Source organism: Ureibacillus sp. FSL K6-2830, from assembly GCF_038004145.1.
GTDB classification, from domain to species: domain Bacteria; phylum Bacillota; class Bacilli; order Bacillales_A; family Planococcaceae; genus Ureibacillus; species Ureibacillus thermosphaericus.
In genome coordinates, this window is record NZ_JBBOQR010000001.1 from 2,913,666 (window position 1) to 2,935,095 (window position 21,430).

Annotated in this window: 24 protein-coding genes and 2 other annotated features; all 24 genes read left to right on the forward strand. The window is 37.0% G+C overall.

Annotated features, from left to right (window positions below):
- The 24 genes from hemL (at window position 1) to NSU17_RS14580 (ending at window position 21,416) form a co-directional block, all read left to right on the forward strand.
- Window positions 1-1,290, forward strand: a complete 1,290-nt coding sequence (gene hemL / locus NSU17_RS14460; protein WP_340433986.1) for a glutamate-1-semialdehyde 2,1-aminomutase — start codon at window positions 1-3, stop codon at window positions 1,288-1,290.
- A 128-nt stretch (window positions 1,291-1,418) separates the two neighbouring features.
- The gene (locus tag NSU17_RS14465) at window positions 1,419-2,297 is read left to right on the forward strand and encodes a hypothetical protein (protein WP_340705346.1); all 879 of its coding nucleotides are present in this window, start codon (window positions 1,419-1,421) and stop codon (window positions 2,295-2,297) included.
- A gap of 254 nt (window positions 2,298-2,551) precedes the next feature.
- Window positions 2,552-2,776: a binding site (T-box leader), on the forward strand.
- A 55-nt stretch (window positions 2,777-2,831) separates the two neighbouring features.
- Window positions 2,832-5,477: a valine--tRNA ligase gene (locus NSU17_RS14475; protein WP_340705348.1), complete on the forward strand. Its 2,646-nt coding sequence runs from the start codon at window positions 2,832-2,834 to the stop codon at window positions 5,475-5,477.
- A 169-nt stretch (window positions 5,478-5,646) separates the two neighbouring features.
- Window positions 5,647-6,030, forward strand: coding sequence for a hypothetical protein (locus tag NSU17_RS14480; RefSeq protein WP_340705349.1), 384 nt, complete (start codon window positions 5,647-5,649; stop codon window positions 6,028-6,030).
- An 87-nt stretch (window positions 6,031-6,117) separates the two neighbouring features.
- Window positions 6,118-7,422 carry a bifunctional folylpolyglutamate synthase/dihydrofolate synthase gene (locus NSU17_RS14485; RefSeq protein WP_340705350.1) on the forward strand — a complete coding sequence of 435 codons (1,305 nt, stop codon included), beginning with the start codon at window positions 6,118-6,120 and terminating at the stop codon, window positions 7,420-7,422.
- The gene (locus NSU17_RS14490; protein ID WP_340705351.1) at window positions 7,406-8,656 is read left to right on the forward strand and encodes a bifunctional folylpolyglutamate synthase/dihydrofolate synthase; all 1,251 of its coding nucleotides are present in this window, start codon (window positions 7,406-7,408) and stop codon (window positions 8,654-8,656) included. Before NSU17_RS14485 ends, NSU17_RS14490 begins: the two co-directional genes overlap by 17 nt.
- A 188-nt stretch (window positions 8,657-8,844) precedes the next feature.
- Window positions 8,845-9,486, forward strand: a complete 642-nt coding sequence (locus NSU17_RS14495; RefSeq protein ID WP_340433974.1) for a hypothetical protein — start codon at window positions 8,845-8,847, stop codon at window positions 9,484-9,486.
- A gap of 95 nt (window positions 9,487-9,581) precedes the next feature.
- Window positions 9,582-10,169 (forward strand): Maf family protein, encoded by a 588-nt coding sequence (locus NSU17_RS14500; protein WP_340433972.1) that lies wholly within the window; start codon window positions 9,582-9,584, stop codon window positions 10,167-10,169.
- A 15-nt stretch (window positions 10,170-10,184) separates the two neighbouring features.
- Window positions 10,185-10,883: a RadC family protein gene (radC, locus tag NSU17_RS14505; protein WP_340705352.1), complete on the forward strand. Its 699-nt coding sequence runs from the start codon at window positions 10,185-10,187 to the stop codon at window positions 10,881-10,883.
- A 350-nt stretch (window positions 10,884-11,233) separates the two neighbouring features.
- Window positions 11,234-12,253 carry a rod shape-determining protein gene (locus NSU17_RS14510; protein ID WP_340433968.1) on the forward strand — a complete coding sequence of 340 codons (1,020 nt, stop codon included), beginning with the start codon at window positions 11,234-11,236 and terminating at the stop codon, window positions 12,251-12,253.
- A gap of 12 nt (window positions 12,254-12,265) precedes the next feature.
- The gene (gene mreC, locus NSU17_RS14515) at window positions 12,266-13,180 is read left to right on the forward strand and encodes a rod shape-determining protein MreC (protein WP_340705353.1); all 915 of its coding nucleotides are present in this window, start codon (window positions 12,266-12,268) and stop codon (window positions 13,178-13,180) included.
- A complete protein-coding gene (gene mreD, locus NSU17_RS14520; protein ID WP_016838414.1) occupies window positions 13,180-13,707 on the forward strand; it encodes a rod shape-determining protein MreD in 528 nt (175 codons plus the stop codon). Before mreC ends, mreD begins: the two co-directional genes overlap by 1 nt.
- Window positions 13,708-13,735: 28 nt before the next feature.
- Window positions 13,736-14,401: a septum site-determining protein MinC gene (locus NSU17_RS14525; protein ID WP_016838413.1), complete on the forward strand. Its 666-nt coding sequence runs from the start codon at window positions 13,736-13,738 to the stop codon at window positions 14,399-14,401.
- A gap of 1 nt (window position 14,402) precedes the next feature.
- On the forward strand, window positions 14,403-15,200 hold the full coding sequence (gene minD / locus NSU17_RS14530) for a septum site-determining protein MinD (RefSeq protein ID WP_016838412.1): 798 nt from the start codon (window positions 14,403-14,405) through the stop codon (window positions 15,198-15,200).
- A gap of 199 nt (window positions 15,201-15,399) precedes the next feature.
- Window positions 15,400-15,963, forward strand: coding sequence for a peptidoglycan DD-metalloendopeptidase family protein (locus NSU17_RS14535; protein WP_016838411.1), 564 nt, complete (start codon window positions 15,400-15,402; stop codon window positions 15,961-15,963).
- Window positions 15,936-16,574 (forward strand): M50 family metallopeptidase, encoded by a 639-nt coding sequence (locus NSU17_RS14540; RefSeq protein WP_339288331.1) that lies wholly within the window; start codon window positions 15,936-15,938, stop codon window positions 16,572-16,574. Before NSU17_RS14535 ends, NSU17_RS14540 begins: the two co-directional genes overlap by 28 nt.
- A gap of 43 nt (window positions 16,575-16,617) precedes the next feature.
- Window positions 16,618-16,695 (forward strand) — a sequence feature (ribosomal protein L21 leader region).
- A 12-nt stretch (window positions 16,696-16,707) separates the two neighbouring features.
- The gene (gene rplU / locus NSU17_RS14545; protein ID WP_016838408.1) at window positions 16,708-17,016 is read left to right on the forward strand and encodes a 50S ribosomal protein L21; all 309 of its coding nucleotides are present in this window, start codon (window positions 16,708-16,710) and stop codon (window positions 17,014-17,016) included.
- 11 nt (window positions 17,017-17,027) lie between these two features.
- The gene (locus NSU17_RS14550) at window positions 17,028-17,384 is read left to right on the forward strand and encodes a ribosomal-processing cysteine protease Prp (RefSeq protein ID WP_016838407.1); all 357 of its coding nucleotides are present in this window, start codon (window positions 17,028-17,030) and stop codon (window positions 17,382-17,384) included.
- A 5-nt stretch (window positions 17,385-17,389) separates the two neighbouring features.
- The gene (rpmA, locus tag NSU17_RS14555) at window positions 17,390-17,680 is read left to right on the forward strand and encodes a 50S ribosomal protein L27 (RefSeq protein WP_026019082.1); all 291 of its coding nucleotides are present in this window, start codon (window positions 17,390-17,392) and stop codon (window positions 17,678-17,680) included.
- Between the two features lie 138 nt (window positions 17,681-17,818).
- Entirely contained in the window at window positions 17,819-18,340 is a 522-nt protein-coding gene (locus tag NSU17_RS14560) for a Spo0B domain-containing protein (protein WP_340705354.1), read from the forward strand.
- A 4-nt stretch (window positions 18,341-18,344) separates the two neighbouring features.
- On the forward strand, window positions 18,345-19,631 hold the full coding sequence (gene obgE / locus NSU17_RS14565) for a GTPase ObgE (protein WP_016838404.1): 1,287 nt from the start codon (window positions 18,345-18,347) through the stop codon (window positions 19,629-19,631).
- A 14-nt stretch (window positions 19,632-19,645) separates the two neighbouring features.
- A complete protein-coding gene (locus tag NSU17_RS14570; protein ID WP_340433958.1) occupies window positions 19,646-20,101 on the forward strand; it encodes an ACT domain-containing protein in 456 nt (151 codons plus the stop codon).
- A gap of 47 nt (window positions 20,102-20,148) precedes the next feature.
- Window positions 20,149-21,024 carry a prephenate dehydratase gene (gene pheA / locus NSU17_RS14575; protein WP_340705355.1) on the forward strand — a complete coding sequence of 292 codons (876 nt, stop codon included), beginning with the start codon at window positions 20,149-20,151 and terminating at the stop codon, window positions 21,022-21,024.
- Between the two features lie 2 nt (window positions 21,025-21,026).
- A complete protein-coding gene (locus tag NSU17_RS14580) occupies window positions 21,027-21,416 on the forward strand; it encodes a thiol-disulfide oxidoreductase DCC family protein (protein ID WP_340705356.1) in 390 nt (129 codons plus the stop codon).
- Window positions 21,417-21,430 lie beyond the last annotated feature (14 nt).

A 21,430-nucleotide genomic window follows, 5' to 3' on the forward strand; every position in this document is an offset into this window, starting at 1 on the left:
ATGCGTACCTATGAAAATTCAGTGAAAGCATTTAAAGAAGCAGTAAATTTAATGCCTGGAGGGGTGAACAGCCCTGTTCGTGCATTCAAATCTGTTAATGCAGAACCGATATTTATTGAATCTGGGGAAGGTGCCATTATTCGTGACATTGACGGCAACGAATATATCGATTATGTGCTTAGCTGGGGGCCGTTAATTTTAGGGCACTCTCATCCAGAAGTTGTGAAAGCAATTCAAGAACAAGCAGCAAAAGGAACTTCTTTTGGTGCACCGACAGTATTAGAAAACAAATTAGCACAAATCGTTATTGAAAGAGTACCTTCAGTTGAAATGGTTCGTTTTGTTTCATCTGGAACAGAAGCGACGATGGCTGCTCTTCGACTAGCTCGAGGATACACAGGCCGTAACATTATAATGAAATTTGAAGGTTCTTACCATGGCCATGGAGATTCATTATTAATTAAAGCGGGATCAGGTGTTGCAACACTTGGTTTACCTGACAGCCCTGGCGTACCTGCAGACGTTGCAAAAAATACAACAACGGTTCCTTATAATGATTTAGAAGCAGTAAAAGCAACATTTGAAAAATTAGGTGACAACATTGCCGCGGTTATTGTAGAACCTGTTGCAGGGAACATGGGGGTTGTTCCACCGAAACGAGGATTTTTAGAAGGTTTACGTGAAATTACGAAACAATATGGTGCTTTGCTTATTTTTGATGAAGTGATGACAGGATTCCGCGTCGATTATCACTGCGCTCAAGGTTACTATGGCATTGATCCAGATTTAACATGCCTTGGAAAAGTTGTGGGAGGCGGACTTCCTGTAGGTGCTTATGCTGGTAAGCGGGAAATCATGGAAAAGGTTGCGCCAAGTGGACCAGTGTATCAAGCAGGAACATTATCAGGTAACCCTCTCGCGATGACTGCTGGAATTGAAACATTATCCCGTTTAACACCTGAATCTTATGACTACTTTAAAAAATTAGGTGACCAATTAGAAGCTGGAATTCGTGAAGCGGCAACAAAATATAACATTCCGCATACAATAAATCGCGCGGGAAGTATGATTGGATTATTCTTAACAAATGAAGATGTAGTTGATTTTAAATCTGCCCAAACTTCCGATTTAACATTATTTGCTGAGTTCTATCGACTCATGCTCGAAGAAGGAATATACTTACCACCTTCCCAATTTGAAGGATTGTTTATTTCAACTGCACATACGGAAGAACATATCGCAAAAACGGTAGATGCATTCCACAAAGTATTTGCAAAATTAGCTCGATAATAATTAGAGTGTCTTTTCCGTTGATAAGGAAGAGACACTCTTTTTTATTTTATAAAGTAATGAGGGATTTTTAATTCTTTAATCATACTTCCGATTCTCGGGCATAGAGTATTACGGGAGGGAAACATATGGCAAAAATCAATTGGGAAATGATGACGCAATTTATTTTTCCAGAAGCTTATGGGATTGTAGAAGAAGTTGTTTCGGTCCAAGTCATCCCGCGTTGGCAACAAACAGAATTAGAAGAATCTCTTCGTTTAACAGGCATTTATCATATTAAAGCAACAGTGAAGTTTAATCCAAAAATAAAGCCAGATTATAGCGAAGGTACGTTAATTGAACATTTAGATTTAAAAGGTGATGAAGGTTACTTTGAATACGCATTGCCTTTAGAAGTTGATTTACCTCGTGAGAAAGTTGCAAAAGATTGTCGACCAGAATTGCTTGTTGATGATATATCCTTTTTTGTATATGATGGCTCAAGCTGTACGTTTAAATGGGAAGTAAAATGCACATTTGATGAACCGGTAGTAGGTGCATTATTCCAAGTAGAATCTGAAGAGAAGGTAGCTGAACGAGTAGCCGTTGTGGCGGCTAATACAGGAGAAGTATTAGAAAGAGCCAAAACTGACCAGCCGCCATCTACATTAGAACATCCACTAGTAAATGAACCATTGCAACAAACAACCCAAAGAACGATTGAAACTACTGACCATTCGTCGAAAATGAATGAAAATCAACGATTACAGGATTCTGATGAATTTACTCTACATGAAAATCCGTCCATTTCCGTAGAACCACCTGAAGAATATAACTTTGTGGAAGAAGCAAAAAAAATTCGAAAAGAAACGGAAGAAGTAAAATTAGTTAATGAATCATCTAGTAAACTATTCATTGATGAAAAGTTTAAGCTTCCTTCTGATTCAGATGACTTCTATAATGAGCTTTCTGAAAATTATAGCGTATTGAAATTTAGATCATATCCGTCCATAACAACCATGAAATGAGGGCAAGTAGAAATAGCAGTAATACATCACCTGTCGTAGGAATAAAAACGACGCGAATAGCTTGAAAAATTGTAATTGGGATACAAATGCTTTTTGCAAAAAAACGTATTTTTCGAAGCCAAGGTGGTAATAACCAAGGATTATAACTTTTTCGTCTTTTGTGGAATAATGACATGGAAATCACTCCTTTCATTTCCTTCAAACTTGAAAACTGCTGCTAAATTTTATACAATGATTTAAGCAGTTGAATACACATTGATGCGATGAATTGGAAGAGTAAAATGATGTTGCATGCTAAAGAGAGGAAACGGTAGCTGAAAAGTTTCCGCATGCACGCATTTGAAGGTAGCCATGGAGCAACTTTTATGAAATTGAAGTAGTAAAAGTCGGTTGAACACCGTTATCGAGATGAGCGCTATTTAGACATTTATTGTCTAAATGGAAAAAAGGTGGTACCGCGAAACTCCTTCGTCCTTTTTGGGATAAGGAGTTTTTTATTTTGCCAAAATTCAATCAACTAAAGGAGGAACATTCATGTCAGAAAACGTGACAATGCCAACTAAGTACGATCCAAATTCAGTTGAACAAGGTCGTTATAAATGGTGGCTAGAAGGGAAATTTTTCGAAGCAGATCCAAATAGTGACAAAAAACCATATTCCATTGTTATTCCACCACCAAACGTAACAGGAAAACTGCATCTTGGTCACGCTTGGGATACAACATTGCAAGATATTATTATTCGCATGAAACGGATGCAAGGATATGATGCATTATGGCTTCCAGGTATGGACCATGCTGGAATTGCAACACAAGCAAAAGTAGAAGCGAAGTTGCGTGAAGAAGGAAAAAGTCGCTACGATTTGGGTCGTGAAAAATTCCTTGAAAAAACGTGGGAATGGAAGGAAGAATATGCTAGCCATATTCGTGAACAATGGGCAAAATTAGGATTGTCATTGGACTATACAAAAGAGCGTTTCACATTGGATGAAGGTTTATCTGATGCTGTAAAAGAAGTGTTCGTACGTCTTTATGAAAAAGGATACATTTATCGCGGCGAACGCATCATCAACTGGGACCCGGAAGCAAAAACTGCTTTATCAGATATCGAAGTAATTTATAAAGAAATCCCTGGTGCCTTCTATCATATGAAATATCCGCTTGCGGACGGCTCAGGTTATTTGGAAGTTGCTACTACACGACCTGAAACAATGCTTGGGGATACTGCTGTAGCTGTTCATCCTGAAGATGAACGTTATAAACCGTACATCGGCAAAACAGTAATCTTACCGCTTGTCAATCGTGAAATTCCAATCGTAGCAGATGAATATGTGGATATGGAATTTGGTACAGGTGTTGTGAAAATTACACCAGCCCATGATCCAAATGACTTTGAAGTAGGAAACCGTCACAATTTAGAACGAATTTTAGTAATGAATGAAGACGGTACAATGAACGAAAATGCTGGCAAATATCAAGGTTTAGACCGATTTGAATGCCGCAAGCAAATTGTGGAAGACTTAAAACAACAAGGCTACTTAATAAAAATTGAGGAACATACGCATTCCGTTGGACACTCTGAGCGTTCTGGGGCAATAGTCGAGCCTTATTTATCTAAACAATGGTTCGTAAAAATGAAGCCTCTTGCAGAAGCGGCATTAAAACTTCAACAAGATGAAGAAAATAAAGTGAATTTTGTTCCACCACGCTTTGAAAATACGTATATTCATTGGATGGAAAATATTAAAGACTGGTGTATTTCTCGTCAGCTTTGGTGGGGCCATCAAATTCCTGCTTGGTATCATAATGAAACGGGTGAAATTTATGTTGGAAAAGAACCACCTAAAGATGCGGAAAATTGGACGCAAGATCCGGACGTATTAGATACGTGGTTCTCTAGTGCATTATGGCCATTCTCAACAATGGGTTGGCCGGATACACATCATGAATTATATCAACGCTATTATCCAACAAATACGCTCGTTACAGGTTATGACATCATCTTCTTCTGGGTATCCCGCATGATTTTCCAAGGGCTCGAATTTACAGGAAACCGCCCATTTAAAGACGTGCTCATTCATGGCTTAGTTCGTGACGGGGAAGGACGTAAAATGAGTAAGTCCCTTGGAAACGGTGTAGACCCAATGGATGTGATTGACCAGTACGGTGCAGACTCTCTACGCTACTTCTTAGCAACCGGCTCTACACCAGGTCAAGACTTACGTTATACGAATGAAAAAGTCGAAGCGATTTGGAATTTTGCAAATAAAATTTGGAATGCATCTCGCTTTGCACTCATGAATATGAACGGTTTAAAATACGAAGAAATTGATTTATCCGGTGAATTGAGTGTTAGCGATAAATGGATTTTGACACGATTAAATGAAACGATTGAAAAAGTAACAGACTTAGCTGAACGTTATGAGTTCGGTGAAGTTGGGCGTGAATTGTACAACTTCATTTGGGATGACTTCTGTTCATGGTATATTGAAATGGCGAAGCTTCCACTATATGGAGACGATGAAGCGGCAAAACTTACAACTCGCTCCGTACTTGCGTATGTGCTTGACAATACAATGCGCCTACTTCATCCAATGATGCCATTCATTACAGAAGAAATTTGGCAACACCTTCCACATGAAGGAGAATCCATCACTGTTGCTGAGTGGCCAAAAGTAAGACCAGAATTTAATTTCAAAGAAGAATCTAATCATATGAAACTTCTTATGGACATTATACGTTCAGTTCGAAATATCCGTGCAGAAGTGAATACGCCAATCAGCAAAAAAGTTCCTTTATTTATTAAAGCGAAAGATGCGGAAACAGTAAAAATTCTAGAGGACAATAAAGCTTATATTGAGAAGTTCTGTAATCCAGAACAATTAGTGATTGGGGAACAGGTTGCAACACCTGAAAAATCGATGACAGCAGTTGTGACAGGTGCAGAGCTATTCTTGCCGTTAGCAGGGCTCATTAACTTAGAAGAAGAAATTGCACGTCTTGAAAAAGAGTTAGATAAATGGGCGAAGGAAGTAAAATTAGTATCTGGCAAGCTTTCCAACGAGAACTTCGTGAAAAAAGCTCCGGAAGCACTAGTTGCTAAAGAACGTGAAAAACTTGCTGACTATCAAGAAAAATATGATACAGTGAAAAAACGTTTGGATGAATTGAAGCAAATGTAATCATTTTTTGATTTTGAAATTCGCTCAAGCTGAAGTATTTTTTCGGCTTGGCGAATTTTTTCATGTGCCGGTGGAGTAATCTGTACAAGCTAAGGATATATTCAAACGAGAGGGAATTGTATCTGAGCTAGTTGGTGTAATGTGAACGAACAAGAGTGGATCTGCACAAGTGGAGGATTCAACCGCACGAGCAGGGGTGTTATCTACACGAGTATGGAATCCAACTGCACAAGCTAGTGTGTTATCTGCGCAAGCGGAAAATCCACTCGCACGAGCAGGGGTGTTATCTACACGAGTGTGGAATCCAACTGCACAAGCTAGTGTGTTATCTGCACAAGTGGAGGATTCAACCGCACGAGCAGGGGTGTTATCTACACGAGTGTGGAATCTAACTGCACAAGCTAGTGTGTTATCTGCACAAGTGAAAAATTCACTCGCACGAGCCACGAGCAAGGATGTTATCTGCACAAGTAGATTGATATTTACAGGACTAGGGATTCTATCTGCGCAAACAAAAGATGTATCCTCACAAGCTAGTGAGTTATCTACATAGGCAGTTTATTTATTATCAAAAATCATTTCTTTGATGATACGCCATTCCTTTTGGAGTAAAATTATGATGGTTAGGAGGCGGGGTTATTTGTTTACATCAATGGAAGAATGTACGAATTTTATGTTTGGTTTAAAGGCTGAAAAGCATAAAGGGGAACCTTTTCAGGTAATGAACAAAATTTTGCCACTTATTAACAATCCCCATGAAAAAGTCAAGTTTATACATATTGCTGGTTCGAATGGGAAAGGTTCTACTTTAAATTATTTAAAGGAAATTTTACAACATGCTCAATATAAAGTAGGAACCTTTACATCACCGCATTTAGAACGGGTGAATGAACGAATCACCATTAATGGTATAGATATTCCAGATGAACGATTTTTATCCCTTGCGAATCAGCTATTTAAAATTATTGATGAACTGGGAGAGTATTATCCTAGCTTTTTTGAACTAATGACACTTATCGCGTTTATGTATTTTGCAGAAGAAGAAGTTGATATTGCACTTATTGAAGCTGGAATAGGTGGCCGTTTCGATTGTACAAATATCATCACACCATTATGTTCTATTATTACAACAGTATCTCTAGATCATACTGAAATACTTGGGGATACTTTAACAGAAATTGCCTATCAAAAAGCGGGGATTATTAAAAAAAATATACCTGTGGTTACCGCCGTTCAGGATGAAGAAGCAATGAATATTATTCGTCACGAAGCAGAACAAAAACTAGCTCCTATATTTGTTTATGGGGAAGACTTTTTCGTGTCGAATATTACGTTGAATACATCAAATCAGCATTTTACGTACCATTTAGGCAATGTGAAGTTAGATATATCATTAAAGATGATGGGTGCCCATCAAATCGTAAATGCCAGTTGTGCATTAACTGCAATAACTATACTTAGAAGCATCGGTTTTTCTAATATGACAGATCATCACATTCAATCAGCATTAGAAAAAGCGTTTTGGCCTGGGCGCTTCGAACGGTTTGGTAAACAAGTTATATTAGATGGCTCTCATAATCCGGAAGGAACTAGGGCGCTCATTGGTACTCTTATAAATCAATTTCCAGACTATAAGTATAAGTTTATTTATTCTGTGATGAACGATAAAGATTATAAAGAGAGCATTTCCATGTTAGACAAAGTTGCAGAAGCGATTTATTTCACAGAGATACCTATACCGCGCGCTGCGAAAGCAAAGAATTTGGCAAGTTGTTCAGGGCATCCTTTTAAGGTTGTAAATGAAAACTGGAAGATGCTTATAGAACAGCAGTTGAAGAATCTGGAGAAAGATGAATTACTCATCATAACAGGTTCTATTTTATTCATTGCGGAAGTTCGGAAATATTTAAAGATGAAGGAAGAAGCGTATGATTCTCAATTTTGAACAATATAAAGAAAGATGGAATGTTCATAGTGACAGTATGATAAAACCGGGATTAGAGTCGATAAAAAGAGCGTTGACATTGCTTCATAATCCACAAGAAAAGCTTAAAGTAGTACATGTTGCAGGTACGAATGGAAAAGGTTCAACCATCGCCTTTTTAGAACAAATGGCGCTAAATCATGGACTATCCGTTGGAAAATTTATGTCACCATGTGTGGTGGATGTACACGATCAAATTCAAATAAACGGTAAACCGATTACACAAAAGCAAATGGACGTTGTTTTTCAACAAATGAAACACGCAGGAATCAGCGGATTATTAACGGATTTTGAGCTCCTTACATGTGCAGCGTTTCTTCATTTTGCTAATGAGCAAGTAGATTTAGTGCTTCTTGAAACGGGCTTAGGCGGATTAGAAGACAGCACAAATGTAGTCAATCCATTAGTTTCAATTATCACTAGCATCGCCCTAGAGCATACTCAAATTCTAGGTCATACGATTAAGCAAATTGCACAGCATAAAGCAGGAATTGTGAAATATGGGAAACCTGTGGTGATCGGAAAATTACCAGAAGAAGCTTTAACTGTTGTGAAACAAAAAGCCCATATTCAACAATCACCTTTGTATGCTTATGACGAGACGTTTACTGTTGAGGCAGATGAACAAGGGGAAAAGTATATAAATTTCAAGGAAAAAATAATAATTGAAAAACTCAAGAGAAAGTTGTTAGGTGCCCACCAAGGAGAAAATATGGCACTTGCAATTACTGCTTTTATAGAGGTGGCGAAAATCTTACAAATTGAAGTTCAGATCGATTTGGTTCGACAAGCAGTGAGTTGCACAAGTTTACCTTCTCGTTTTGAACAAGTGTTTCCGAATGTCTATTTTGATGGAGCCCATAATCCAGCTAGCATTGAGAAACTTATCGAAACGATTAAACAACAGTTACCAAATAAAAGGATTCGCTTCGTTCTAGGAATGGTTGCAGATAAAGATATTGAAAAAGTGTTGCGCTCCTTAGAAACTATTAGCGATGAATTTTATTTTGTCGATTTTCAAAATAATCGAGCAGCGAAAGCAAAAGATTTACTGCATCTTTCAAAGGCGAAGAAAAAAGTAATATTAAAAGACTATATCCCATTTATTCAATCAAGTGTAAATTTTGAAGGGATTACATTCGTGACCGGTTCCCTTTATTTATTAGCAGAAATACGCAATCAATTAAGAATATGATTTAATGTCTCAAGACCTTAGAAATTCTATTATATTGATAAACCCTTTTCTAATGGTTTCTTACAAATAATTATCTTTTAGATTTGTTCCATTATCATTTTCAATTAAAAATAAACATATGAAATAATATAGACATTGTTCGACTACAGATTTGAAATGGTGATTGTTGAATTGAAAAGGGTGATTCGATGAAATTTCCACATATCATTGGGCGACGAGAAATCGTAAGGGCTGCTCTATTAGGTTCTATTACAGGGATTGTAGGTGTTCTATTATTCATTCTTATACTAAATTCCATGAATTCAACTTATACCGAGCAGAAACATCAAAATGAATTAATTCCCGTTAGCTCGCAACAAACAGAAGAGAATGAAGAAGATGTGAAGGATGGCTACAGTGAGCAATTTTATGCCAATCAGCATGGAGTTTTTTCAAGCTTTGAAGCTGCAACAGATTTTGTATATGGCTATGCTAGTTTAAACACAAGCGCTGTCGTTGAAATTGATGGGGATTATTATGTTTGGTCCAGTGTTTCGACTACGAAAGAAGGGGTCGTGAAATCTGATGATCCTCCTTCCTTTGCCAAGCCTTTTACATTATCCGCTGCAGGTTGTTCTGAACCAGCTTTAAAAAATCTTCCTTCTTTACTGAAAAGTAATGACCCTGCAAAATTTAATTTTGAAGGTGTCAAAAATAAAGAAGATTTTCCTCCCGATTGGCAGACAATATCCTTTGCATTGTCAAGTATATCAAGTGATTTATCAATTGTTCGAATGCATCTGTTAGCCCACTATTTTACAGAAAATGACTGTTTGAAAATTAAATTTTAAAGGTACAAACGGCAGTCAAATTTGTTATTTCCTAAAGTACGATGAATTTTTCAAAATCCCATTCCTAGGCTATATTATGTATAGGAGGAATGGAAATGAAATTTAGAACAAGTCATCAACTCGTTTTAGCGTCAGCCTCACCAAGAAGAAAAGAATTATTTGCAAAGCTAGGAGTCCCTTTTGAAATAATGGCGAGCAGTGTGGAAGAGACTTCAGTGCAAGCGAGGGACTTCAAAGATTATGTTCAAAAAGTAGCACTATTAAAAACGCAAGATGTGGCAAGTCATTGCCCTGGAAAAACAATCATTGGTGCAGATACTATCGTTGTGTTCAATGATGAGCTTCTTCACAAGCCAAAAACAAAGGAAGAAGCGATTCGCCATTTAGAAAAACTCTCATCGAATCGCCATCAAGTGATGACTGCTGTGGCTATCATAACAAAAGATCGGCAAGCGGAATCCTTTGTAGAAGTAACCGACGTATATTTTAAAAACCTACCGAAACCGATGATTGAAATGTATGTTCAAACAAAAGACCCTTTTGATAAAGCTGGTGGTTATGGGATTCAAACAGCTGGTGCATTATTTATCGACCGAATAGAAGGTGATTATAATACGGTAGTTGGACTTCCGATTGCATCCCTATTTGAAAAAATGGTGAAATTAAAAATTATCGAACTATAGGGGGTATGTAATGATATGTCCATCGGCACTTTTCCTGATTTGATGATACGCGATTTACATATCGATGATCGTCCGAGGGAAAGGCTAATAAAACAGGGGCCGCAGAGCTTATCAAACCAAGAACTAATTGCTATTTTATTAAGAACGGGAACGAAGCAAGAATCGGTTTTATCATTAGCAAATCGTGTGCTCAATTATTTTGAAAAATTACATGAATTAAAACATGCTACGTTGGAAGAAATTATATCAATTAAAGGAATCGGTCAAGCGAAAGCAGTGCAATTATTGGCAGCAATTGAGCTAGGTAGAAGACTATCTCAAAAGCAAATGGATTCACGCTTTACGATTCGCTCTCCAAAAGATGCTGCATCTTTTTTGATGCCTGAAATAGGCTCTTTACAACAAGAGCATTTTGTAGCATTGTATTTGAATGTGAAAAATCAGGTGATTCATAAGCAAACGATTTTCATTGGAAGCTTGAATTCGTCCATCGTCCATCCCCGTGAAATATTTAAAGAAGCTGTGAAACGTTCAGCTGCTTCAATTATTTGTGCCCACAACCATCCGAGTGGAAATGCAACACCAAGTCCCGAAGATATTGAAGTGACAAAGAGGCTTCAAGAAGCGGGATTTATTATTGGAATAGAACTAATTGATCATATCATTATTGGTGATCATCAATACGTTAGTTTAAAAGAGCAAGGTTATATTTAATTCATAAGTCAAATATGACAGGTTGATTCCAAAAAAGTCGAAAGTCCCCATTTTTTGGATTTTCGGCTTTTTTTCGTGACGATTTTATTTCAACGAACCTGTTTTCGTAAAGTTCGTCTAATAAAAGGTGGATTTGTAATGAGATTGTAATTTCAAATAATGTTTTTTTCATTGTTTCAATCGCTATTTCACAATACAATGATAAATGCGAAAATTATATGTGTTGCATGCAAAGCGGGTAAAAACTATTTGTAACACTATAATTTTTCGACATTATCCGCTATAATAAAACTTATGATTTTGGACAGTCTTAGAGAAAGAAAGGCGTAAATAGAAAGGAAGTACAAAACTTGTTTGGATTAGGACAAAAAGATGTAGGTATAGACCTTGGTACAGCGAATACTTTAGTTTTTGTTAAAGGAAAAGGAATTGTGTTACGTGAACCATCTGTTGTGGCGAAAAATACAAAAACAGGTGATATTGTTGCAGTCGGAAATGATGCGAAAAATATGATTGGTCGTACACCTGGCTCCATAGTAGCTATTCGACCAATGAAAGATGGTGTTATTGCAGATTTCGATATTACGACTGCGATGATTCAATATTATTTAAAGCAGGCGTTGAAAAATTCTAGTTCAAATTGGAAAAAACCAAATGTGATGATTTGTGTACCATATGGTATTACTTCTGTTGAACAGCGAGCAGTTATTGATGCAGCTCGCCAAGCAGGAGCAAAAGAAGCCTTTACAATTGAAGAGCCTTTTGCAGCTGCCATCGGTGCAGAACTTCCAGTTTGGGATCCAACTGGTTCTATGGTAGTTGATATAGGAGGAGGAACGACGGAGGTTGCCGTTATTTCCTTAGGTGGCATCGTGACAAGCGAATCTGTTCGAATTGCTGGGGATGCAATGGATCAAGCAATCATAAGCTATATCCGTAAAACATATAACTTAACGATTGGAGAAAGAACAGCAGAACAGATTAAGATGGAAATTGGTACAGCACGTGTTGATGAAATGGATGAAAAGATGGAAATTCGTGGCCGAGATTTATTGACAGGGTTACCGAAAACAATTGAAATTTCAGCTAGTGAAATTTCTGAATCATTAAAAGAAGCCATTGCAGCTATAATTGATGGTGTGAAGAAAACATTAGAAAAAACCCCACCAGAACTTTCTGCAGACGTCATGGAACGAGGAATCGTTCTTACAGGTGGTGGAGCGCTCTTAAAAAATCTTGATAAAGTAATAAGTGACGAGACAAAAATGCCTGTATTTATTGCTGAAAATCCGTTAGATTGTGTTGCGTTAGGTACAGGAAAAGCGTTAGAACATATTGATTTAATTCGATCTCAGCAGTTGAAAAAATAAGGGGGGATAGCAATGCCACATTTTTCGAACAAAAAACTCATTATACTTTTAGTTGGTATGATTTTACTTGTGGCATTGATCAGCTTTTCATTACGCGATCGTCAAAATGCGACTCTCCCCGAACAATTCATTAAAGATTCAGTTGGCTTAGCACAAAGTGTTGTTGCTAAGCCAGCTAATTACATAACAGGTATCTTTTATAATATTCAATCATTATTAAATACTTATGAAGAAAACCAGCGCTTGAAAATGAGGTTGGAAGATTTTGCAGTTTTACAGGCAGAAGTAAATACTTTAAAGTCGGAAAACGAACAATTGCGGGAACTATTGGAAAAAAAAGAGAGCTTACGAGATTACGATCCCCTTCGTGCAACAGTCATTGCAAGAAATCCTGATCAGTGGGAAGAAAAAATTATTATCAATAAAGGCTCTTCCCATGGTGTAAAGCAAAACATGGCGGTTATGACGACTAAAGGATTAATTGGTAAAATAAGCTTAGTTACTCCTTTTACTTCTGAAGTGGAATTATTGTATACAAACAATCCAAATTTCCGAGTTTCAGCAATGGTTCAAGGTGAAAAAGTGGTCGCTTTTGGCTTAATTGAAGGATATGACGAAGAGCGTAATGAATTAATATTAAAAAGAATTGATTCCAGTATAGAAATTAGTGTAGGTGAAAAAGTTGTTACTTCAGGTTTAGGAGGTATTTTCCCAAAAGGAATACTCATTGGAGAAATTACAGAAGTGACAACGGAAGACTTTGGTTTAACGAAAATGGCATATATACGTCCATCTGCTGATTTTTCAATGTTAGAAGAAGTCATTATTGCAAAGCGTAGTGCAACGGTCATCGACGGTTCTGATGGTGATGGAACAAATGCAGACTTAACAAATAATACGGGCATACCGGGTGAGGGTGAAGAATAATGTGGATCCGCTTAACGATTCCCTTTATTGCAATTGTATTATTTTTATTAGAACCTGAATTCGCATTGTTCTCACCGATTGAATGGAACGGGGAGATAATTTATTTAGTTCCTCGTTTTCTTATACTTTATTTAATTTTTATTTCTATTTATTACAGTCGCAAACGTGCGGTAACGTACGGTTTGTTTTTTGGACTCTTGTACGATGTGTTTTACATTGATATCATTGGTTTATACACTGTGTTGTACCCACTGGTATGCTATACAGCTGGTTGGTCTGTAAAATATATCCACCAACATTTAAGTATTACGACAATTCTGTCAGTAGTTTTAGTTGCATTGATGGAACTTATTTTATACTATTTCTTCCATTTTATTCAATTTACCACTTTGCCTTTTAAAGAGTTTTTATTGATTCGATTAATCCCTTCAATTCTAGCTAATTTACTCTACTTAATTATGCTTGGTTGGGCATTTAAATATTTAATAGATGCGCGAGTATTGCAAAAAGCTCGCGAACTATCTTAATTTTAATCAAGCGAGAGGTGTCACTCTTATGAAAAAACAGCTTGTCCATATGAAAGGGACAAAAGACGGTTTAGTGCTTCGGCTTGATGATCAGTGCGCCTACGCAGAACTGGTTGAAGAACTTGAGAAAAAAGTATCAGAAGGTGGAATTGATGGTAGAGTGAATGTCTCTCTCGATTTAGGCTATCGCTACCTTCTTGAACATCAAAAACAAGAAATAATTAAAATTATTGAGCAACCTGGTAAAATGGTCGTATCGAAAGTGTTTAGCAATGTCATTACAGTGGATGAAAACAATGCAAAAATTAAAGAAAATCAATGTGATACATATGTAGGCATTGTTCGTTCAGGACAAGTCATTCAAGCGCCAGGTGATATTATTATTGTTGGCGATGTCAATCCAAATGGAAAAATTGAAGCTGGTGGTAATATATTCGTATTGGGAAAATTAAAAGGCATCGCTCATGCAGGGATTGACGGAAATCGTGAGGCCATTGTAGCTGCTTCATGGTTCGAACCAACTCATGTTTACATAGCAGATGTGATTGAAGTGATGTCGAATGAAAAACCAATTATAAAAGAACATGCAGAGCAATTATTTGCATATATAAATAAAAATGGAAATATTTCATATGATCGATTACAAGAAGTGCGAAATATACGACCATTACTAAACACAAAAGGAGGTAGCTAATGTGGGGGAAGCTATTGTAATAACTTCAGGTAAAGGCGGAGTTGGCAAAACGACAACAACAGCTAACCTAGGTACTGCTCTAGCACTTCAAGGGAAAAAAGTATGCTTAGTGGATACGGATATTGGCCTCAGAAATTTAGACCTTGTTCTTGGTTTAGACAATCGCATCATCTACGATTTAGTAGATGTGGTTGAAGGGCGCTGCAAAATTCATCAAGCTTTAGTAAAAGACAAACGTGTAGACGATAAATTATTTTTACTGCCAGCTGCCCAAACAACTGATAAGAATGCCGTGACACCTGAGCAAATGAAAAGTTTAATTGAAGAATTAAAACGAGAATTTGAATATGTTTTAATTGATTGTCCTGCAGGGATAGAGCAAGGTTATCGCAATGCTGTAGCTGGTGCGGATAGCGCTATTGTTGTTACAACTCCAGAAATTTCGGCAGTGCGTGATGCAGATCGAATTATCGGTTTACTCGAACAAGAGCAAATTGATCCTCCGAAGCTTATCATTAACCGAGTTCGAAAAGATTTAATGAACCAAGGTGATGCAATGGATATCAATGAAATTACAACGCATTTATCCATTGATTTATTAGGAATTATAATCGATTGTGAGGACGTTATTGCTTCTTCAAATAAAGGTGAACCAATCGTGATGGATCCAAATAATAAAGCTTCATTGGGATATCGTAACATCGCTAGAAGAATTTTAGGAGAATCGGTTCCATTGATGACGCTTGAAGAACAGCATAAAGGAGTATTTAGAAAATTAATTTCAATCTTTTCAAAATAATACAGAGGAGAAAAAAGACTGTACAAAAAGGGTTCTGAAGCTTTGTTGATAGCAATTTAAATTGATTTCCGCAAAGTCGAGAAAGAATCAACAACGTATGTTAACTTTTTGAGCAGTCTTATTATTCATCCCTTTATTCTCATTTTTCAACATATAGAATCGTATTTTCATATTTTTCATATACTAAGGAAAAATGAGAATGGATGAGGGTATGAACAAAAAATGGAAATGGATCGCTTCATTTTTGCTTTGTACCGGTGTGCTGATTGGTAACTTCTTACATGAAACGGGAAGAATCTCCATTGATGTGAAAAAAATTGTATATAGTTCTGAAGATTTAACGTTCATGAGAAATGTTTTAAGGGAGATATTTGATAAGAAAGCACATGACACGATTGCTGTTTCCTCAGAGCCTATTAATCAAGAATTATTAACATTTGTACAAGTTAAGCCATACTTCAAAGGGTACTTATTTACCTACGAAGAATCGGTACCCTTAATTGCGATTGATCATGGTCTAGTCGTATATACGGGATATTCAAAAGATACGGGGAAAACGATTTCAGTATATTATGAGGATGATACGACTGTGACTTATGGAAATGTGGATTCTTTTTCATTGTTGCCTTACACATCTATTGAAAGGGGAGGCACAATCGGGAAAAAAGAGCCAGGGGATTTGTACATTCAAGTAGAGAAGGATGGGAACATTCTTAATTTAGAAGAAACATTACTATGGATGAAAGAGCATATGCGACCATGATGCGTATGACGATTCATCCATTATTTTTACCCCTTTTATTTGGCATGATACTTTATGGAAATGTTTCCTATTATGCACTTATTCTAACTTCATTATTAATTCACGAATTTGGACATATTCTAATGGCTTGGCTGTTAGGGGTAAAAGTCAAGCGATGTGTAATCATGCCGTATGGTGGGGAAATTGAACTTGAAGGTGGCTACTCGTTGTCGCCTCACAAGCAACTCCTTATTAGCTTAGGAGGACCTGTCGCTACATTTTGTTGTATGTTGATGGCTCCTTTTCTAGATCCTTTATTGGCCAAGCCTTTTATTAAAATTCAAATCGTTTTATTGTGCATCAATTTAATACCTGTATGGCCTCTCGATGGAGGAAGAATTGTTTTCGCGCTTATTTTACTTTTTTGTAAAAAAGCGAAAGTATATGAATTGTTTTTAGCAATCTCTTTCATACTAATTACGTTGACGGTAATCATTACATTTATTCTGTTGCCAAAAACACTATTTTTATTTGTTCTTAGTATTTTCTTATGGTTTCATATCATACAAGAATGGCGTTATCGAAAATACCGAATCGCCTTTGAAAAATATGTATTGAATCGATTGACTTAACACATTCAGTATGATAACATTTCATATGTTATTGTTTGTAGCACCTGTGCTACAACCGCTCTGGAAAGGTTATAAAGTGTCATGATGATCACCTTTCTTACAGGCGAGTCTTAGACTAGAGGAGGTGCAAGTAATGTACGCTATTATCGAAACTGGTGGAAAACAGTATAAAGTTGAAGCTGGACAAGAAATTTACGTAGAAAAATTAGGTGTTGAGCCAAACGAGGTAGTAACTTTCGATAAAGTTCTTTTCGTTGGTGGCGAAACAGTGAAAGTTGGTACTCCAACTGTTGAAGGCGCAACTGTAACAGCGAAAGTTGTGAAAGAAGGCCGTGGTAAAAAAATCACTGTTTTCAAATACAAACCTAAGAAAAACTATCGTCGTAAACAAGGTCACCGTCAACCTTATACTAAATTAGTAATTGAATCAATCAACGCATAAGAGGTGACCGGATGATTACGGTAACCCTACATCACGACGAAAATCGCCGTGTATCTGCCTTTGAATTTTCTGGACATGCTGAATACGATGAATCAGGGAAAGATTTAGTATGTGCAGGTGCATCGACCATTGCGATTGGTACGGTCAATGCTATTTATGCACTATTAAATATTGAACCGAAAATCGAGCAGGCAAATGAAGGTGGAGGCTACTTAAAAGTAGACTTGCCAACGGATATAGATTCAGAAGTAGATGAAAAATTACAATTGATTGTGCAAGTAATGACTGCGCAAGTTTATTCAATGGTACAAAATTACGGTCAATATATCCAAATCAACTACAGGCAAGTAGGAGGTGGAACACAATGAAATACTTGTTATCATTAGACCTTCAATTTTTCGCTTCTAAAAAAGGGGTAGGTTCTACTAAGAACGGTCGTGACTCTGAAGCAAAACGCCTTGGTGCAAAACGTGCGGATGGTCAATTTGTAACTGGTGGTTCAATTCTTTACCGTCAACGCGGTACAAGAATTTACCCAGGTGCTAACGTAGGCCGCGGTGGAGACGACACACTTTACGCTAAAATTGACGGAATTGTACGCTTCGAACGTATGGGGCGCGATAAGAAAAAAGTAAGTGTATACCCTGTTGCACAAGAAGCATAATTTGATTGATTATGAAAGGACTGCAAATGCAGTCCTTTTTTCTATCTAAAAAAACTCCTTCCAATAGAAGAAATATAAAGAAAAAATTGCTATACTTAAATAGGTATTGCCGAGCATTATTGGATGGGAGTGGGGAAATTGACTAAGCTAACTGTCAATGAAATATTAAGAGCAGCTAATCATGATTTTATTAATCAGTTGCAATTGATTAAAATGAACTTAGATTTAAATCGAATTGATGACGCAAAAAAGATTATAGAAAATTACTGTAATCATTATAAATCATTATCAATTTTAAATAGATTAAATTGTCCTAAAACCGTTGAATGGATTCAAACTTTTCATTATCGATTTCCCTCTATTGAATTAAAGTTAAAAATAGATGTAACGACTGCTCCAAAGGTGAAAAAAGATGAAGAAACTGTAGAATACTTAGAAAAGACGATTCAACATGTTTATCCTTATTTAGATCCATACAGTGAACAAGAGTTGTTGCTTACGATTGAATCCAAAGAGGAAATCTTACGAATCACCTTTGATTTACATGGAAAATGGAATAGTAAACCTTTTAGCTCGGAGAAATATAGTAACAATTTGGACATTACCACTGAAAAAGAATCCATAAATGATTGGAAATATGTTTTAACCTTTAAGGAGTGAAATTATGTTTGTAGATCACGTAAAAATATATGTTAAGGGCGGAGATGGCGGAGATGGAATGGTTGCCTTTCGCCGTGAAAAATATGTACCGTATGGTGGTCCAGCTGGTGGAGACGGCGGAAATGGTGGCAATGTCGTCTTTGAAGTGGATGAAGGATTACGTACATTAATGGATTTCCGCTATAACCGCCATTTTAAAGCACCCCGAGGTGAAAATGGTATGAGTAAAGGGATGCATGGAAAAAATGCAAAAGATTTAATTGTAAAAGTTCCACCTGGAACGGTAGTGATCAATGAAGAAACTGGAAACGTCATTGCGGATTTAGTTGAACATGGACAACGCGCTATTATTGCAAAAGGGGGCAGAGGTGGCCGAGGAAATATGCGCTTTGCCACACCAGCAAATCCTGCACCTGAACTTTCAGAAAAAGGAGAACCTGGGCAAGAATTAAATGTTATATTGGAATTGAAAGTATTAGCAGATGTTGGACTTGTAGGATTCCCTAGCGTTGGGAAATCGACACTGCTTTCCGTTGTTTCCGCAGCAAAGCCAAAAATCGGTGCCTATCATTTTACAACGATTGTTCCAAATCTAGGAGTAGTTGAAACAGATGATGGTCGCAGCTTTGTCATGGCAGATTTACCGGGCTTAATTGAAGGAGCCCATCAAGGTGTGGGGTTAGGGATGCAATTCTTGCGCCATATTGAGCGAACTAGAGTAATTGTGCATGTTATCGATATGTCTGGAATGGAAGGACGCGATCCATTCGAGGATTATGTGACGATAAATGAGGAGTTAAAACAATACAATTTACGCCTTACAGAACGACCTCAAATTGTCGTAGCGAACAAAATGGACATGCCTGGTGCAGAAGAAAATTTAGTTGAATTTAAGAAGAAAATTGGCGACGACATAAAAGTGTTTCCAATTTCAGCGATTTCGCGAAAAGGGCTTAAACCATTATTACATGAAATTGCAGACCTATTAGAAGTAACTCCTCACTTTGAACTGCATGATATAGTTGAAGAAAGTGATGCAACTGTTTTATATAAACACGAGGCGAAAGAGCAAGAATTTGAAATTACTCGAGATGATGATGGAGCATATGTGCTTAGTGGATATACAATTGAAAGATTATTTAAAATGACTGACTTCAGCCGCGATGAATCGATTCGTCGATTTGCAAGGCAGCTTCGCCATTTAGGTGTGGATGATGCATTAAGAGAACGAGGTGCAAAGGACGGAGATACAGTACGCATTTTAGATTATGAATTTGAATTTGTGGAATAGTAGGGGGGATGGAGATGAAAAATGTTGCTGAACAACGCTATTATTTAGTGCGGGAAGACGTGCTCACCGATGCCATGCAAAAAACATTAGAGGCAAAGCGATTGTTGGAGACGGGAAAGGTCAATTCCATATGGGATGCGGTAAGGCAAGTGGATCTTTCTAGAAGTGCCTTCTATAAATATCGGGATGCTGTCTTTCCCTTTCACTCCATCGTAAAAGAAAGAATTTTAACGATGATTATTCAGTTGCAAGACCAAAAAGGAACATTAGCAAAAGTATTGGAAATTATTACTGAAGCTCATTGCAATATATTAACCATTCATCAAACCATTCCGATTCAAGGTCGTGCCAATGTTACCCTATCACTAGACGTTACAAGTATGATGATGGACTTAAATGAATTAATCAAAAAAATGAATGAGTTAGAATTTGTCGAGGCTGCTGAAGTGATAAGCTCGGGGGCATTATAACTCATTCTTTATAATAAGCCATTTATTGATTGATGGGAGGCTAAATGGTGACAAACAATGAATGGAAGTACCGGATTGCTTATTTAGGACCGGAAGCTTCATTTACGTACTTAGCAACAAATTCACTTTTCCCGAATGAATGGAACATTGCTTATCGAACGATTCCAGAATGCATTGACGCAGTAACAAATGATTTAGTGGATTATGCGGTTGTACCCTTGGAAAATGCTTTAGAAGGCAGTGTACCACTAACAATTGATTATTTATTTCATGAAGCAAATTTATATATCATCGGGGAAATTAAATTAAAAATTCAACAGCATTTAATGGTCAATAAAGCGCAAAAAGATAATTGGGAAAAACTAGAGGGTATTTATTCCCATTCACATGCTTTAGCTCAGTGCCATAAATATTTATTTTATCGTTTTAGCCATGTTCCGTTGCATCAAACCACCTCCACTGCGCAGGCGGCAAAAATGGTCGCTGAGAATCCAGATAAATGTATTGCAGCAATTGGCAATGCGTCTTCTGCTGAAAAGTATGGATTGGAAATTGTGGAACACAATATTCATGACTTCCATTTTAACCATACTCGATTTGTTGTATTATCAAAGCACAATACTCGTTTACCAATCGAAAAATCAGATGGTCAACCGAAAACGACGCTAATGTTGACGTTGCCTCAAGATGTTGTTTCGGGAGCGTTGCATCAAGTGCTTTCGGTTTTTGCCTGGAGAAAATTGAACTTGAGCAAAATTGAATCACGACCACTAAAAACGGGATTAGGAAACTATTTCTTTATTATTGATGTGCTTGCAGATGAAAGTGAACCGATGATGAGAGGAGCCTTTGAGGAGTTATATGCTCTTGGCTGTAAAGTGAAATCACTCGGAACTTATTATACATATAATGCATCGGAGTGATCATGTTGAAGTCAATCATCTTATTTGACGGTGAGTGTAACTTTTGCAGTCGAAGTGTCCATTTTATCATGAAACGAGATTCTCAAAAAAAATTTCAGTTTGCATCTCTACAAAGTGAAGTAGGAAAATTGTTATGTAATCAGTATCAAGTTCCAAAAGATTTAAATAGCATGATTTTAATTGATAATCAACGTTATTATGCGAAATCATCGGCCGTATTGCGCATTTCTCTAGGGCTAGAAGGGTTTTGGAAAGTTTTTTCTATATTGATGATATGTCCACCTATTCTTCGGGATACAGTTTACGATTTTATTGCAAAACATCGTTATATTTTTGGAAAAAAGCAATCTTGTAAAATACCAAATAAAGAAGATATGGAAAGATTCTTATAAACATAAACAGGCTG